The following is a 15,692-nucleotide window of genomic DNA, read 5'->3' as shown; positions in this document are numbered from 1 at the left end:
CGGAATGTAAAGCCTGTTCAGACAAGAAAAGCTTACCATGTCAAGTCGTTGAGGACCGACGACGCCCGCGTTCGGTAGTGGTCGGTGGAGGGCAGCCACTACACGTTAAATATGTCTGGAAGGTGAAGGCATTCAATCCGGCCGCCGGGGAAGGTCGTTATCATCGTGGTCATCGCTCTCCCCACCGAAACCGTGCATGCGCAGCGCCCACTGCAGGCCAATGACGCCGCCTTTGATCGGCTGGATCGAGGCAAGCGCGGTGACGACGGTGATCGGCGCCCAGATGGCGAGATGAACCCATACCGGCAGAACGAAAGTCATGTCGGTCAACATGTAACCACCGACGAGGACATGGCCGAGGACGAGGATGACGATATAGGGCGGCAGGTCGTCCGCGCGGTGATGATGCATCGCCTCGCCGCAGGCAGCGCAGTGATCGACCGGTTTCAGGAAAGCGCGAAAGAGCTTGCCGTCGCCGCAGGCCGGACAGCGGTTCATCAGCCCGCGCAGGATCGAGCGCCGGAGCGGCCGTTCGATCTCGGGCGTGCCCCCGTAGCGGACCGTCGGATCGGTCTGTGTGCCCATCGCATGTTCCTTTTCAGCCCGAAAGCGTAGGGCTCCTGAATCAGGCTCGATGCCGTGAGATGCATTAACGCCGTCCGCGCGGCGGCCTCGTGCCGGGTTTCTTGCGGACCTCGCCTCTGTCGCGGCGGCCGGCCTTATGGAAGGAGCGCACCGCCGTCGGCATCTCGCGCCCCTCGCTCAGCATTTCGAAACGCAACGCGCCCGCAAGCGGGATCGCCTCGGCAAGCTTGACGGTAACGCTGTCGCCGAGCCGATAGCCGAGCCCCGTGCGTTCACCCGAGAGCGCCTGATGCGCCTCGTCATAGATGAAATAGTCGCTGCCGAGCGTCGATATAGGGACGAAACCATCGGCGCCATAGTCCGGCAGAGCGATGAAAAGCCCGGATTTCGTTACCCCCGAGACACGGCCGGCAAATTCCTCGCCGACCCGGGTGCTCAAGTGATGGGCAATCAGCCGGTCGATGGTCTCGCGCTCGGCCGCCATCGCCCGGCGCTCGAAGGTCGAAATCTCCGCGGCGATATCGTCGAGAGCGGCTTCTTCGTCCGGCGTGATGCCGCCCTCGCCGAAGCCGAGCGAGCCGACGAGCGCGCGATGCACGATGAGATCGGCGTAACGGCGAATCGGTGAGGTAAAGTGGGCGTACTTCATCAGGTTAAGGCCGAAATGGCCGATATTCTCGGGGCTGTAGATCGCCTGGCTCTGCGAGCGCAGCACCATCTCGTTGACCATGGTCTGGTGCGCCGTGCCCTCCGCCTTCGCCAGAATGCCGTTGAAGCTGTTGGCGCGCACATTGCCGCCTTTGGCGAGCGAGATGCCGAGGGTCGCCAGGAACTCGCGCAGGACTTCCTGCTTGGCCAGCGTCGGGCCGTCATGGATACGGTAGACCAGGGCCTGGCGCTTCTTTTCCAGCGTCTCGGCGGCGGCGACGTTCGCCTGGATCATCATCTCTTCGATCAGCTTGTGTGCGTCGAGCCGCGGCGGCACGAAGACACGATCGACCGTGCCGTCGGGCTTCAGCAGGATCTTGCGTTCCGGCATGTCGAGTTCCAGCGGCTGACGCCGGTCGCGTCCGCGTTTCATCACTTCATAGGCGTGCCAGAGCGGCTTCAGGATTGGCTCGAGCATCGGTCCGGTCTTGTCGTCGGGATTGCCGTCGATCGCCGCCTGCGCCTGCTGGTAGGAAAGCTTGGCGGCGCTCTTCATCATGATGCGATGAAACGTATGGCCGATTTTGCGGCCTTCGCCGGAGAAGCTCATGCGCACGGCAAGCGCGGGACGATCGACGCCTTCCTTCAGCGAGCAGAGATCGTTCGAGATGCGCTCCGGCAGCATCGGCACGACCCGATCCGGGAAATAGACCGAGTTGCCGCGCTTCAGCGCCTCGCGGTCGAGCGGCGAATTGGGCCGGACATACCAGGAGACGTCGGCGATCGCGACGGTGACGATGACGCCGCCGGGATTGTCGGGGGAGGGGTCGAGCTCGGCATAGACGGCGTCGTCATGATCCTTGGCGTCGGCCGGATCGATGGTGATCAGCGGCACGTCGCGCCAGTCCTCACGATGCGACATCGTCGCAGGTTTTGCCGCTTCCGCCTCGGCCATGACGGCGGGGGGAAAGACATGCGGGATGCCATGGGCATGGATGGCGATCATCGAGATCGCCTTTTCCGAGCCGACGGAGCCGACGACGGAGAGAACCTTGGCGCGCGGCAGGCCGAAGCGGCCGAGCCGGGCGATTTCGATCTCGACCAGGTCGCCGTCCGCCGCACCGCCGGTGAAATCGGGATCGATCACCATCTCCTCGCCGCGCCGCTCGATCGGCAGCAGCCGGCCGCCGCCGCCGGGCGCGGTGCGGAAGACCCCCATCGAGGCGCCGCGGCGCCTGTCGATCACCTTGATGATCCGCGCCGTATAGGCCGGCCCGCCGCGATCGACGGCCGGGAAGATCTTTGCCAGGATACGGTCGCCGAGGCCGGCGACGGGCGCCTTGCCCTTGCCCTGGCGGCCTGCCGGCGATTGCTGGCGAATGGCGACGGCAGGCGCGACACCCTGCTCCTCCGGCCATTCCGCCGGCCGGCCGATGAGGTCGCCGTCCTTGTCGCGCGTGGTGATATCGAGAACGGTGACGGGCGGAAGGGCGCCGGGACGGATGAGCGACTTGCGGCTCTTCTGCAGCATGCCTTCCTGTTCGAGCTCCTGCAGCAGCTGCTTGAGCTCGACGCGGCTGTCGCCCTTCAGCCCGAAAGCCTTGGCGAGTTCACGCTTCGAGGCCTTCTGCGGATGATCGGCGATGAAGCGCAGGATCACCTCGCGCGAGGGCAGCGCGCCGTGGACAATGTTCAGCGGCTCGACGGCGGGAGCATCCTTGCCCGTGCGGCCGATCTTGCCCGGGCGCTTGCCCGCAGGGTTCGTTCTGTCGCGCGGTATCCTGCTCACCTCAGCCCTTTTTCGATTTCGCCGGCGCTTTCGCCTTCGTTGCCTTCGGCTTGGCGGCCGTCTTGCTGGTCTTGGCCTCGGCTGCAGCCGCCTTCGGCTTGGCTTTCGCCCTTGCCGGCTTTCCGGCGGGTGCCTTGCCGGCCTTTTCAGTGATCAGCGCCAGCGCTTCCTCGACGGTGATTGCCTGCGGATCCTTGCCCTTCGGCAGGGTCGCGTTGACCTTGCCCCAGTTGACATAGGGGCCGTATTTGCCGTCGCGAACGGTGATGGCGCCGCCGTCGGGATGATCGCCGAGCGTCTTCAGCGCCGCCGGCGTGCCGCGGGCACCGCGGCCCGGCGCCTTGTTCGCCTTTTCAGCGATGACGGTCACGGCGCGGTTGAGGCCGACCGAGAACACGTCCTCGACGGTTTCCAGATTGGCGTAGGACCCGTCATGCAGAAGGAACGGCCCGTAGCGGCCGATTCCCGATGAAATCATCTTGCCGGTTTCGGGATGTTTGCCGATATCGCGCGGCAGCGAAATCAGCGCCATCGCCTTTTCATAATCGATATCCTCCGGCTTCCAGCCTTTCGGCAGCGACGCGCGCTTGGCCTCCTTGCCGTCGCCGCGCTGGATATAGGGGCCGAAGCGGCCCGAGCGTAGCGTCAGTTCTTCGCCGGTCGTCGGATCGGTGCCGAGGTTCTTCGGTTCGTTGAGGGCGACCCCTTCCGCTTCTCCGCCGTTTTCGGAGGAGAGCTGACGGGTGTAGTTGCATTCCGGATAGTTCGAGCAGCCGACGAAGGCGCCGTATTTGCCGAGCTTCAGCGACAGGTTGCCTGTGCCGCAGACTTGGCAGATCCTGGGGTCGCTGCCATCTTCGCGCTTCGGGAAGACCAGCGGCGCCAGCGCCTCGTTCAGCGAATCGAGCACGTTGGTGACGCGCAATTCCTTGGTGTCCTCGATCTGCGCGAAGAAATCCTTCCAGAAATCGCGCAGCACCTGCTTCCAGTTCAACTCGCCGGCCGAAATCCGGTCGAGCTTTTCCTCGAGGTCGGCCGTGAAGTCATATTCGACATATTTGGTGAAGAAGCTCTCGAGGAAGGCGGTCACCAGCCGGCCCTTGGCCTGCGGGATCAGCTTGCGCTTGTCGATCGTCACATAGTCGCGGTCGCGCAGCGTCGCCAGCGTCGCCGCATAGGTGGAGGGCCGACCGATGCCGAGCTCTTCCATCTTCTTGATCAGCGAGGCTTCCGAATAACGCGGCGGCGGTTCGGTGAAATGCTGCGTCGAATTGATCTTCTGCTTGGCGAGCGTCTCGCGCGCATTGATCTCCGGCAGGCGGCCATCCTCGTCGCCATCGTCGCTCTGCTCGCCGTCCTCCTTCTGGTCGGTATAGGCGGCGATGAAGCCGTCGAAGCGGATGACCGAGCCGACGGCGCGCAGGCCGGCCTTCTCGCCCTTGTTGTCGGCGGTGATTTCAGCCGTCGTGCGCTCGATCTCGGCCGACGCCATCTGGCTGGCGATGCCGCGCTTCCAGATCAGCTCGTAGAGCCTGATCTGGTCGGCGTCGAGAAATTTGCGCAGACGATCGGGCGAGCGGTAGAAATCGGTCGGACGGATCGCCTCGTGCGCCTCCTGGGCGTTTTTCGCCTTGGTCGAATAGAAGCGCGCTTTCTCAGGCAGGTAGCGTTCGCCGAACTGGTCGAGGATGGCGCTCCGGGCGGCATCGATCGCCTCGGGCGCCATCTGCACGCCGTCGGTTCGCATATAGGTGATGAGACCGACCGTCTCGCCGCCGATATCGACGCCTTCATAGAGCTTCTGGGCGATCTGCATGGTGCGCGAGGCGGAGAAGCCGAGATTGGAGGAGGCGGCCTGTTGCAGTGTCGAGGTCGTAAACGGAGGTCCCGGGTTGCGCCTGACCGGCTTCGCCTCGACCGTGTCGACGATATAGCTCGCGCCTTCGAGCAATGCCTTCAGGCGGCCGGCATCCTCGCCGTTGCCGATGGCGCGCGGCGGCAGCCGTTTGCCGTTCGCCGAAACCAGTCTTGCCTCGAACTCGTCGCCGCGCGGCGTCTTCAGAAGCGCGGAGAGATTCCAATATTCTTCCGAAATGAAGCGCTCGATCTCGGATTCACGGTCACAGACCAGACGAAGCGCCACCGACTGGACGCGTCCGGCCGAACGCGCGCCGGGCAGCTTGCGCCATAGCACCGGCGAAAGATTGAAGCCGACGAGATAGTCGAGCGCACGGCGCGCCAGATAAGCATCGACCAGCGGCACGTCGATGTCGCGCGGGTCGGCCATCGCGTCGAGCACCGCCTTCTTGGTGATCGCGTTGAAGACGACGCGCTTGACCGACTTGCCGTTCAGCACCCGCTTCTTGTTCAGCATGTCGAGGACGTGCCAGGAAATCGCTTCGCCTTCGCGATCCGGGTCGGTCGCCAGAAACAGCCCGTCGGAGGATTTCACCGCGTCGGCAATATCCTTCATCCGCTTGGCCGAGGCCCCATCGACCTCCCAGAGCATTTCGAAATCCTGATCGGGGAGGACCGAGCCATCCTTGGCAGGCAGATCGCGCACATGGCCGAAGGAGGCGAGCACTTTGTATCCCGAACCCAGATACTTATTGATCGTCTTGGCCTTGGCAGGCGATTCCACCACTACAACATTCATGATGATTCTCTAAAAAAGACTCCGCGCCGGCGTGGAAGCCAGCGCAACACGCAGCGCAACTTGGATACTGGCCCTCCGACATGGACAGGGAAATCGCTGCGGTCAAGGGGTTTGCTACAATTTTACTTCTTGCGTACGGTGCAATCGAGGGAAGATCGTGTGTTGAATACAATTTCAGATGGCGCGCCTGTTGAATTCGACACGCGGCTCCTGCAACTCCCGAGGCGGCTCTCTTATATCGCGCAATGCTCAGTCGGAAAGCGAAACGAGGCCGCCCTGATGCCGATGCAACCGGCCTGATATGTCGAGTTCCAGAAGAATGAGATAGACGGCGGATGCCGGAAGGCCGGTGTGGCGGATGACGTCGTCGATCTCGACCGGCGTCGGCCCGAGCGCATCGATGATGCGCATCCGGTCTGAATCGCCTGGCGGCATCGTTATTGGCTTGCTCTCGCCTGCCGGCTCCTCCGCCCTCGACGAGGGGAACAGCTCGAGCTGCGCCAGCGGCGCCAGGGCCTCGATAACATCGGCAGGTTCGGTAACGATCGAAGCGCCGTCCTTCAGCAGGCCGTTGGTGCCATGACAGCGCGGATCGAGCGGCGAGCCGGGCACGGCAAACACCAGGCGGCCGAACTCGCCGGCAAGGCGTGCGGTGATCAGTGAGCCCGAGCGCGTCGCCGCTTCGACGACCACGAGACCGAGCGCGATGCCGGCTATCAGCCGGTTCCGGCGCGGAAAATCGCGGGCGCGGGGCTCCCAGCCGAAGGGCATTTCGCTGACCGCCAAGCCGTTGCCGACGGCTATTTCCTCGATGAGGCCGTGATTCTCCGGCGGGTAGGGCTTGTCGAGGCCGCCGGCAAGCGCTGCGATCGTGCCCGTCTCGAGGCTTGCCCGGTGCGCTGCCGTGTCGATGCCGCGCGCCAGGCCGGAAACCACGGTGTAACCCGCCCGGCCGCAGTCGCGCGCCACCATTGCCGCGAATTTGGCGCCGGCGATCGAGGCGTTGCGCGAGCCGACAATGCCGACGGCCGGCCGCTTGGCGGCGGCAAGCGCGCCCTTGACGGCAAGAAGCGGCGGCGCGCCGTCGATCTGTTTCAGCGCCTGCGGATAGTCCGGCTCGCCGATGCCGACGAAGCGGGCGCCGAAACGATGCGCCGCCTCCAGTTCCCGATGCGCCTCGGCTTCGCTGGCGATGCGGATTGCCCGCGTCGCGCCGCCGCGCGCCGAAAGCTCCGGCAGCGCCGCGAGTGCCGCTTCGGCCGAACCGAAATGATTGATCAAGTCGCGAAAGGTCGCAGGCCCAACATTGTCCGAACGGATGAGGCGCAGCCAGGCAATTCTCTGCCGTTCGCTCAGCACCGTACCTTTTGATCCCGCGCTCGGCGCGTCCATTATCCCTTCGCCCCGATCTTGTTTTCCGTCCCGCCCATCAGCCGGGAGATATTGGCCCTATGCTTCCAGTAGGAGATGACAGTCATGATCGCCATGACCGCCGCAACCTTTTCATTGCCAAGGATCAACAGGGCGACCGGAATGACGAGCATGGCGACGAGCGCCGACAGCGAGGAATAGCGGGTGGTGACGGCGACCGCCAGCCAGACGGCGGCGAATAGCACGACCATGATCGGTGCGACGCCGAGAAGGGTGCCGATATAGGTGGCGACGCCCTTGCCGCCCTTGAAGCCGATCCAGACGGGGAAGAGATGGCCGATGAAGGCGAAGAAGCCGGCGATGATCGCGGCCTCTTCACCGAGGAAATAGCCGACGATCCAGGCTGCCGCCGATGCCTTCAGCGCGTCGAGCAAGAGCGTCGCCGCGGCAAGCTTCCGGTTTCCGGTTCTCAGCACATTGGTCGCGCCGATATTGCCGGAGCCGATGCTGCGCACATCGCCGAGGCCGGCCGCACGCGTGAGGATCAGACCGAAAGGAATGGAGCCGAGGAGATAGCCGATGACGGCGGCGGCAAGCGCGATCGGCAGCGTGATCTGCCATGACATGAGATTGGATAACATATGCCCCCTCGGCCCTCCGATGGCCTGTCCTCAGTCCAGCCGGTCCCTAAAGCGCGTGGACAAGCTTTCCCGAGACGTATGTCGCGACCGCCCGCCCGCTGAAGCGCGCATCCTCGAACGGCGTGTTCTTCGAGCGGGAGAGAAGCATGTCTTTGGCGACAAGCCAAGGCTCATCGAGATCGATCAGCGTGATATCGGCGGCAGCACCCGGCTTCAGCGTGCCGGCATCCAGGCCGAAAATCTCAGCTGGGCGAGTGGACATGGCGTCGATCAGGCGCATCAGGCTGACCTGGCCGCCGTGGTGAAGCCTGAGGGCCGCCGCCAGCATGGTTTCAAGGCCGACCGCGCCGTCCGCCGCCTCGCCGAAGGGCAGGCGCTTCGTATCGACGTCCTGCGGGTCATGCGAGGAGACGATGATGTCGATGGCGCCGCGCGCCAGCGCGTCGACCATGGCGACCCGGTCGTCCTCCGGGCGCAGCGGCGGATAGAGCTTGAAGAAGGTGCGGTATTCGCCGATATCGTTCTCGTTGAGTGCCAGATTGTTGATCGAGATGCCCGAGGTCACCTTGGCGCCGCGGCTGCGGGCAAGCTCGATCGCCTCAACCGATTGCGGCACCGAAATCATCGCGGCGTGATAACGTCCCCGCGTCAGCTCAGCGATCCTGAGATCGCGTTCGAGCGGAATGAGCTCGGCTTCTCTCGGAATGCCGGAGAGCCCGAGCCAGCTGGCGAAAAGCCCCTCATGCATGACGCCGTTGGCGCCGAGATATTTGTCGCGCGTTTCACAGCTGACGACGGCGCCGAATTCACGTGCATAGGTCATGATCCGGCGCAGCACCTGCGTATCGTGAACGCTGGAATGGGCATCGGTAAAGGCGACGGCGCCCGCCTGCATCAACAGGCCGATCTCGGTCATCTCCTCGCCGGCAAGATGCTTGGTGATGGCGGCGGCCGGATAGACCTTGACGGCGGCCGTATCGCGGGCCGTCTTCTTGACGAATTCGACGAGCGCGATGTCGTCGATGACGGGATCGGTGTCCGGCATCATGATGATCGAGGTGACGCCGCCGGCCGCCGCCGCCCGGCTTGCCGAGGCGATCGTCTCGCGGTGTTCGCCGCCGGGTTCGCCGATATGGACGCGCGCATCGACGAGGCCCGGCGTCGCGACGAGGCCGGTGCAGTCGCGCACGACGGCGCCGTCCGGCGTGCCCTGGTTCCGCGCTGCGCTGCCGGAGGCAATGATGACGCCGTTTTTTGCGATGATCGTGCCCACTTCGTCGAGATTGCGCGAGGGATCGACGATGCGGACGTTCTTGAGGACGATCGGGTTGCTCATGCCTTCATTCCGTCGGTTCGGGGACCCTGGTTCTGCGAGACGAGCAGCGTCTCCATGACGGCCATGCGCACCGCGACCCCCATTTCCACCTGTTCGGCGATCACGCTCTGCGGACCGTCTGCGACCTCGGAGGCGATCTCGACGCCGCGGTTCATCGGGCCCGGATGCATGACCAGCGCATCCTCTTTCGCCGCCTTCAGCGTTTCGGCGTCGAGTCCGTAGAAGTGATAATATTCACGCACCGACGGCACGAAGGCGCCCGACATGCGCTCGCGCTGCAGCCGCAGCATCATCACCACGTCGGCGTCCTTCAGCCCTTCCTGCATCGAGTGGAAGACCTCGACGCCCATCTCGGCGATGCCGGAGGGGAGGAGCGTGGCCGGCGCGACGACGCGGACGCGCGCGCCCATCGCATTGAGCAGCAGGATATTGGAACGCGCCACCCGCGAATGCAGCACGTCGCCGCAGATCGCCACGATGATGCGCGAAAGCTTGCCTTTGGCGCGGCGGATCGTCAGCGCGTCGAGCAGCGCCTGGGTCGGATGTTCGTGCTGGCCGTCGCCGGCATTGACGACCGAGCAGGAGACCTTCTGCGCGAGCAGGGCGGCCGCACCGGCGCTCGAATGGCGGATCACAAGAACGTCGGGGCGCATCGCATTCAGCGTCATCGCCGTATCGATTAGCGTTTCGCCCTTCTTCACCGAGGAATTGCCGACCGACATGTTCATGACGTCGGCGCCGAGCCGTTTGCCGGCAAGTTCGAAAGAGGCCTGCGTGCGCGTCGACGCCTCGAAGAAGAGGTTGATCTGCGTCAGCCCGCGCAGCGTCGACGTCTTCTTCTCTCTTTGGCGGCTGATCTTGACGGCTTCGTCGGCCTTGTCGAGAAGATAGGTGATATCCTGCTCGGTGAGGCCCTTGATGCCGATGAGGTGGCGGTGGGGGAAAAAGACCATGACCCTGCCTCTTGCTGTCTCTGGCGGGTCTATAAAGAGTGCGGCCCGCCGGGGCAAGCATGCGCTGTGGGCAAAGGCTTATGTCCCCATGCATTTTCGCCGAAATTCCGATAGAGCAGAATGAACCGAATCATAACTTCCGGTTTCCCTTTGCCGGGTTCTTACACTAGAAGCGAATTATGACCTCCGCCAACCGGACTGACGACAAACTCGCAGAACTCAACCAGCCGAGCCTGTGGTCCGGCATCAACGCCTACCGGTCCGATCCGCTGATCGTAGACCTGACGGCGGCCCTGCCGCGCGGCATCCGCGAGGATCTGGAAAACATGGGCCGCTACGTCACCTCGCCGGAGGCGCAGGAACTGGCGCGCATGGCCAATCAGGGCGCGCCGCAGCTGCGCACCCACGGCCCGCGCGGCGAGCGCCTCGACGTCGTCGAGTTCCATCCGGCCTGGCACGCGCTGATGCGCCGCTCCATGTCGGTTGGACTGCATTCCTCCGTCTGGGATCCGCAGGCCGATACCGACGCCAAGGACGAGGCCCACAAGGTTCGCGCCGCGCGCTTCTATCTGACGGCGCAGCTGGAATCCGGCCATCTCTGCCCGCTGACGATGACGAGCGCCTCCGTCGCCGCCCTCTCTGCTTCGCCCGCGGTGCAGAAGGACTGGGCGCCGAAGATCCTCTCGCGCAAATATGATTCGTCCAACCGCCCCGCCATGCAGAAGTCCGCGGTGACCATCGGCATGGGCATGACGGAAAAGCAGGGCGGCACCGATGTCAGGGCCAATCGAAGCGCCGCCGAAAAGGTCAGCGAAGGCATCTACCGGCTCTCCGGCCACAAATGGTTCATGTCCGCGCCGATGAGCGATGCCTTCATCATGCTGGCGCAGACCAAGGAAGGCATGGGCTGCTTCCTCGTGCCGCGCCTTCTGGAGGACGGTTCGGCCAACGGCCTGCAGTTCCAGCGGCTGAAGGACAAGGTCGGCAATCGCTCCAATGCCTCCTGCGAGGTCGAATTCACCGACACGTTCGGATTCCTGCTCGGCGGCTCCGATGCCGGCATCCGCACCATCCTCGACATGGTGACGCTGACCCGTCTCGATTGCGCGCTGGCCTCGTCGGGCATCATGCGCGCCTCGCTCGCCGAGGCCGTGCACCACACGCGCGGCCGCAGCGTTTTCGGCAAGATGCTCGTCAATCAGCCGATCATGACGCGCGTGCTTGCCGACATGGCGCTCGACGTTGCCGCCGCCACCGCGCTGTCCTTCCGTCTTGCCGATGCCTTCGACAAGGCGCGCGGCAATGCCGAGGAAGCGGCCTATGCCCGCGTCATGACGCCGGTCGCCAAATACTGGTGCTGCAAGATCGCGCCCGCCTTGATCTATGAAGCGATGGAATGCATCGGCGGCAATGGCTACATCGAGGAACGTCCGATCGCCCGGCACTATCGCGAGGCTCCCGTCAATGCGATCTGGGAAGGCTCCGGCAACGTCATGGCGCTCGACGTTCTGCGTGTGCTCAACCGCGGCAAGGACCTGTTCGAGACGGTCTTTGCCGGCCTGGCACGTGATCTCGGTCCGGCTGGCAAGAAGACGATCGACGTGCTGCGCGCCGCCATCGCGCTCTGCGAACAGGATGAGGGTGCGGCGCGCCTGCTCGTCGAGCAGCTGGCGCTCGCCGCCGGTGCTGCCGAACTTTATCGGATTGGGGCAGGGCGCATTGCCGATGCCTTCATCGAGACGCGGCTTGCCGGCGGCTGGCGCTCCACTTACGGCATGCTCGATTCCCGCTTCGACGCCAGCTACATCGTCGATCTTCTCTATCCGCCGGCGGCGTGATCGCAGTCGGGGACAGCTCGATCTGGAGCACCGCCCCTCATCCGCCTGCCGGCACCTTCTCCCCGTAAAACGGGGCGAAGGGGACATGCCGCAAGCTCTCGGTCTCTCGCCAACGTCTCGCAGGACACGTCCCCTCTCCCCGCGAGCGGGGAGAGGGTTAGGGTGAGGGGCAGCCGTCGGCGCACCGCTTCGCTATCGCCGGCTCGATTCAACCACCTGGGACGATCGCTACCTGTCGTCCGGCTGGCCGCAACCTATCTCGTCGAGCTCGCCGTCCCAGCCCAGTCCAGCGAGATCTGCGAGCCCTCAGGGTTCAACTTTGCTGATGAAGTACAGCCATAAACAAAAATCCGGCCGCGTCGCCGCGGCCGGATCTGTCATTTACGTCCGAAAATCAGCGTTCAGAAGAAGCCACGGCGCTGCCACCAGCCGGCCTTCTTCGGCTTGCCATCGTCGCTTTCGCCATTTTCGCTGCGGGTGGATTTCACCGTCGGCTCGGAGGAGGCGATGTTGGATTCGCGGTTGGCGCGAACCGGCTTTGCCTCTTCCTCGGCGGGCGTTTGAAGGTCGGCGGAGGCTTCGGCCACCTCTGGCTCGGCTTCGGCGGCGGGCGCTGCTTCTGCTTCCACTACCGGTTCCTCGACCGGCGATGCGGCAGGCTTGCGACGGCCGCGGCCACGGGCGGGCTTTACTTCCTCGGTGACGACGGCCGCACCCTCGACGGCGGCCGCTGCGGCCTGGTCTTCGCGCTGTTCGCCAACCGTTTCGACGATTGCAGCTTCGGCAGGAGCGACGTCACTCGAGGCGTCGTCGCCTTCGTCCTCATCGCTGCCGTTGTCTTCGCCGGCTTCACCGGCCGCCAGTTCGGAGCCGTCCTCGGCGCGGTTACGTCGACCGCCACGCTTGCCGCGACGACGGCGCTTGCGGCGCTGCGAGTCTTCGTTTTCGGCACGGGCCTCCGGCGCACCGCCGGTGGTTTCATCGCCTTCGGCGCCTTCGTCGTCGCCGTCCTCGTCCTCATCGCCGGCTTCGCCCGCAGCCGATACAGGCTGTTCGGCATTGCCGTTGCGGCCGCGGCGGCGCCTGCGGCGCTTGCGCTTGCGGTTGCCGTCACCTTCACCTTCCGAGCGCGCCGCGGCGGCGCGTTCGGCAGCAGCCGGCTTTTCCTCGAGTTCCTCGTCTTCGTCCTCATCCGCCTCGATGATGATGTCGTCGTCGTCATCCTCGGGAATGGCTGCGAAGTTGAACAGCGTTTCGATCTTGACCGGATTTTCCACGGCCTCGCCGCGATCGATGGCGAAATGCTGCGCGCCGACCGAGCCGTCCGCATCGATGACGATCGCCACGCCGAAGCGGCTCTCGTAATCGACGATCGTCTGGCGCTTGTGGTTGAGCAGGTAGAGCGCGATGTCGGGGGTCGTCCGCACGGTGATATTATGCGTCGTATTCTTGAGCAGATACTCTTCGATGCCGCGCAGAACATGGAGCGCGACGGATGACTGCGAACGGACGTGGCCGGTGCCGGCGCAATGCGAGCAAACCTGCGTGGTCGATTCGAGAACCGAAGCGCGGATGCGCTGGCGCGACATTTCGAGCAGGCCGAAATGCGAGATCCGGCCGACCTGAATGCGGGCGCGGTCGTTCTTCAGGCATTCCTTCAGCTTCTTCTCGACGGCGCGATTGTTGCGCTTTTCTTCCATGTCGATGAAGTCGATGACGATCAGGCCGGCGAGGTCGCGCAGGCGAAGCTGACGGGCGATTTCTTCCGCCGCTTCGAGGTTGGTCTGCAGCGCCGTGTCCTCGATCGAGTGTTCGCGCGTCGAGCGGCCGGAGTTGACGTCGATCGAAACCAGCGCTTCCGTCTGGTTCATGATCAGATAGCCGCCTGAGCGCAGCGTCACCTGCGGCTGCAGCATGCGGTCGAGCTGGGCTTCGATGCCCGAACGCGAGAAGATCGGGTGGATGTCGCGATAGGGCTGAACCACCTTGGCATGGCTCGGCATCAGCATCTTCATGAAGTCTTTCGCTTCACGATAGCCGTCTTCGCCGGCAACGATGATCTCGCCGATATCCTTGTTGTAGAGATCGCGGATCGAGCGCTTGATCAGCGAGCCTTCCTCATAGACGAGGCAGGGAGCGGTGGAGGCCAGCGTCAGCGTGCGCACGTTCTCCCACAGGCGCATCAGATATTCGAAGTCGCGCTTGACCTCGACCTTGGTGCGGTTGGCGCCGGCGGTGCGCAGGATGACGCCCATGCCCTGCGGCACTTCGAGCATGCGCGCGATTTCCTTCAGGCGCTTGCGGTCGGCAGGGTTGGTGATCTTGCGGGAAATGCCGCCGCCGCGCGCCGTATTCGGCATCAGCACGGAATAGCGGCCGGCGAGAGAGAGATAGGTGGTCAGCGCCGCGCCCTTGTTGCCGCGCTCTTCCTTGGCGACCTGCACCAGGAGGATCTGCCGGCGCTTGATGACTTCCTGGATGCGGTACTGCTTGCGCGGCTTGCGCTGCACGCGGTCCGGCACTTCTTCCATCGCGTCTTCGGCGCCGACGGATTCGATGACTTCCTCTTCGCCGTGATCATCATCGTCATCGTCGTCATCGTGACGACGCTTGCTGGTGTCGACGTCCTCGGAGATCGAGTCGGTTTCCACCATCGCGGCCATTGCGCCGCCGGTCGAGCCGTCATCCTCGTTGTCGACGCTCGCAGCACCTTCGGCTTCGACGTCTGTGGGAACGGCGTCCTCGGTCGCGGTGGTTTCGGCAGCCGCTTCGGTGACTTTCTTGCGGCTGCGGCGCGGCCGTGCCTTCTTGGCCGGCGCTTCCTCGGCGGCTTCGGGCGATGCCGCTACGTCTGCCGCCACGGCAACGTCTTCCGCCGTTGCCTCTTCCGGCGCCTCTGCCGGCACAATGCCGACATCCGGCTGGTCCTGGGTCGAAAGGTCGACCATCGGCGCGGTTTCGACATGCTCGACGTCTTCGTCGCGGCGATGCTCTTCGGCCTCGGCCCGAAGCAGCGCCTGACGGTCGGCGAGCGGTATCTGGTAATAATCGGGGTGGATTTCGGCGAAGGCCAGGAAGCCGTGCCGGTTGCCGCCGTAATCGACGAAGGCGGCCTGCAGCGAGGGCTCGACCCTCGTTACCTTTGCGAGATAGATATTGCCGCGGATCTGCTTCTTGTGCTGCGACTCGAAGTCAAATTCTTCTATGCGGTTTCCGCGAACGACAACGACGCGCGTCTCTTCCTCGTGAGACGCATCGATAAGCATTTTGTCTGCCATGTAAGCTGTGCTCCTCGGCGTGGCCGCGAGAGCGCATTCCCGACTGCTGTAGAAACAGAAAGAATGCGGTCCACCGTGGCCGCGCCGGATAATGAAAGTCGCGCCTGGCGCGAAGAGGAGAGCAGCAGCCAGACCGCAGCCGGAACCATTTCGGTCCGGGGCCTGTACACTTCAGATAAAACCTGCTGCGAAACCATCAACAACCAAGCGTGATCGACAAATACGAAGACCCTTTTCGGGTCCGATGAGGGTTGCTCCCTGAGAGCGTGGTGGCTGATCCACCAATGAAGTTCCGACCAGAAGCCGGAAAATCAGGATCCAGTTCTCGGGTTGAAGCGCATGAGACGGCGGACGATGACCGATGTGGCGCCAGGTCCAGATCTGGCTGGCAGCCCTTGCGGCGACTCTATCCCGTCAACTCTTCTACCCTAAAATGCGTTGTATGTTTTCTCTGTCACAATAGCAAGGGAAAAGCCAAATGTGCCATAATATTGATGGATTTCGGAACACATAGAAGCTGGGGGCCAGCGATTGCGATTCGGCAGGCGGCAAAGGCGTTTCGCTCTCGGGCGTCCGCTCCGGCCATGTCGGGTCCAT

9 protein-coding genes are annotated in these 15,692 nt (G+C 64.1%); 1 reads left to right on the top strand and 8 read right to left on the bottom strand.

Annotated features, from left to right (window positions below):
- Nucleotides 1–132: 132 nt before the first annotated feature.
- From K6M89_RS03140 to K6M89_RS03110, 7 genes are all read right to left on the bottom strand, one after another.
- Nucleotides 133–585 carry a DUF983 domain-containing protein gene (locus K6M89_RS03140; RefSeq protein ID WP_222138405.1) on the bottom strand — a complete coding sequence of 151 codons (453 nt, stop codon included), beginning with the start codon at nt 583–585 and terminating at the stop codon, nt 133–135.
- A 64-nt stretch (nt 586–649) separates the two neighbouring features.
- Nucleotides 650–3,022 (bottom strand): ribonuclease R, encoded by a 2,373-nt coding sequence (gene rnr / locus K6M89_RS03135; protein ID WP_097581572.1) that lies wholly within the window; start codon nt 3,020–3,022, stop codon nt 650–652.
- A gap of 1 nt (nt 3,023) precedes the next feature.
- Nucleotides 3,024–5,678 carry a type I DNA topoisomerase gene (gene topA / locus K6M89_RS03130; RefSeq protein ID WP_222138404.1) on the bottom strand — a complete coding sequence of 885 codons (2,655 nt, stop codon included), beginning with the start codon at nt 5,676–5,678 and terminating at the stop codon, nt 3,024–3,026.
- 249 nt (nt 5,679–5,927) lie between these two features.
- The gene (dprA, locus tag K6M89_RS03125; protein ID WP_222138403.1) at nt 5,928–7,070 is read right to left on the bottom strand and encodes a DNA-processing protein DprA; all 1,143 of its coding nucleotides are present in this window, start codon (nt 7,068–7,070) and stop codon (nt 5,928–5,930) included.
- Nucleotides 7,070–7,690, bottom strand: coding sequence for a glycerol-3-phosphate 1-O-acyltransferase PlsY (gene plsY, locus K6M89_RS03120; protein WP_009993607.1), 621 nt, complete (start codon nt 7,688–7,690; stop codon nt 7,070–7,072). Before plsY ends, dprA begins: the two co-directional genes overlap by 1 nt.
- Before the next feature lie 46 nt (nt 7,691–7,736).
- Entirely contained in the window at nt 7,737–9,026 is a 1,290-nt protein-coding gene (locus tag K6M89_RS03115) for a dihydroorotase (protein WP_222138402.1), read from the bottom strand.
- Nucleotides 9,023–9,979, bottom strand: a complete 957-nt coding sequence (locus tag K6M89_RS03110) for an aspartate carbamoyltransferase catalytic subunit (RefSeq protein WP_010032928.1) — start codon at nt 9,977–9,979, stop codon at nt 9,023–9,025. Before K6M89_RS03110 ends, K6M89_RS03115 begins: the two co-directional genes overlap by 4 nt.
- Before the next feature lie 179 nt (nt 9,980–10,158).
- Between K6M89_RS03110 and K6M89_RS03105 the strand changes: the two genes are divergently transcribed.
- Entirely contained in the window at nt 10,159–11,817 is a 1,659-nt protein-coding gene (locus tag K6M89_RS03105) for an acyl-CoA dehydrogenase family protein (protein ID WP_222138401.1), read from the top strand.
- A 401-nt stretch (nt 11,818–12,218) separates the two neighbouring features.
- On the opposite strand, the gene K6M89_RS03100 is transcribed toward K6M89_RS03105, so the two are convergent.
- Nucleotides 12,219–15,095 (bottom strand): Rne/Rng family ribonuclease, encoded by a 2,877-nt coding sequence (locus tag K6M89_RS03100; RefSeq protein ID WP_222138400.1) that lies wholly within the window; start codon nt 15,093–15,095, stop codon nt 12,219–12,221.
- Nucleotides 15,096–15,692 lie beyond the last annotated feature (597 nt).

Origin of the sequence: Rhizobium croatiense (assembly GCF_019793465.1) — a bacterium.
Taxonomy (GTDB): Bacteria; Pseudomonadota; Alphaproteobacteria; order Rhizobiales; family Rhizobiaceae; genus Rhizobium; species Rhizobium croatiense.
The sequence above is the reverse complement of the archived record's forward strand: the minus strand, read 5'-3'. Positions and strand labels throughout refer to the sequence as shown.

Coding starts and splice junctions, on each gene's coding strand:
- plsY (WP_009993607.1), bottom strand. CDS start 7,690: ATGTTATCCAATCTCATGTCATGGCAGATCACGCTGCCGATCGCGCTT.
- K6M89_RS03115 (WP_222138402.1), bottom strand. CDS start 9,026: ATGAGCAACCCGATCGTCCTCAAGAACGTCCGCATCGTCGATCCCTCG.
- topA (WP_222138404.1), bottom strand. CDS start 5,678: ATGAATGTTGTAGTGGTGGAATCGCCTGCCAAGGCCAAGACGATCAAT.
- dprA (WP_222138403.1), bottom strand. CDS start 7,070: ATGGACGCGCCGAGCGCGGGATCAAAAGGTACGGTGCTGAGCGAACGG.
- K6M89_RS03140 (WP_222138405.1), bottom strand. CDS start 585: ATGGGCACACAGACCGATCCGACGGTCCGCTACGGGGGCACGCCCGAG.
- K6M89_RS03110 (WP_010032928.1), bottom strand. CDS start 9,979: ATGGTCTTTTTCCCCCACCGCCACCTCATCGGCATCAAGGGCCTCACC.
- K6M89_RS03100 (WP_222138400.1), bottom strand. CDS start 15,095: ATGGCAGACAAAATGCTTATCGATGCGTCTCACGAGGAAGAGACGCGC.
- K6M89_RS03105 (WP_222138401.1), top strand. CDS start 10,159: ATGACCTCCGCCAACCGGACTGACGACAAACTCGCAGAACTCAACCAG.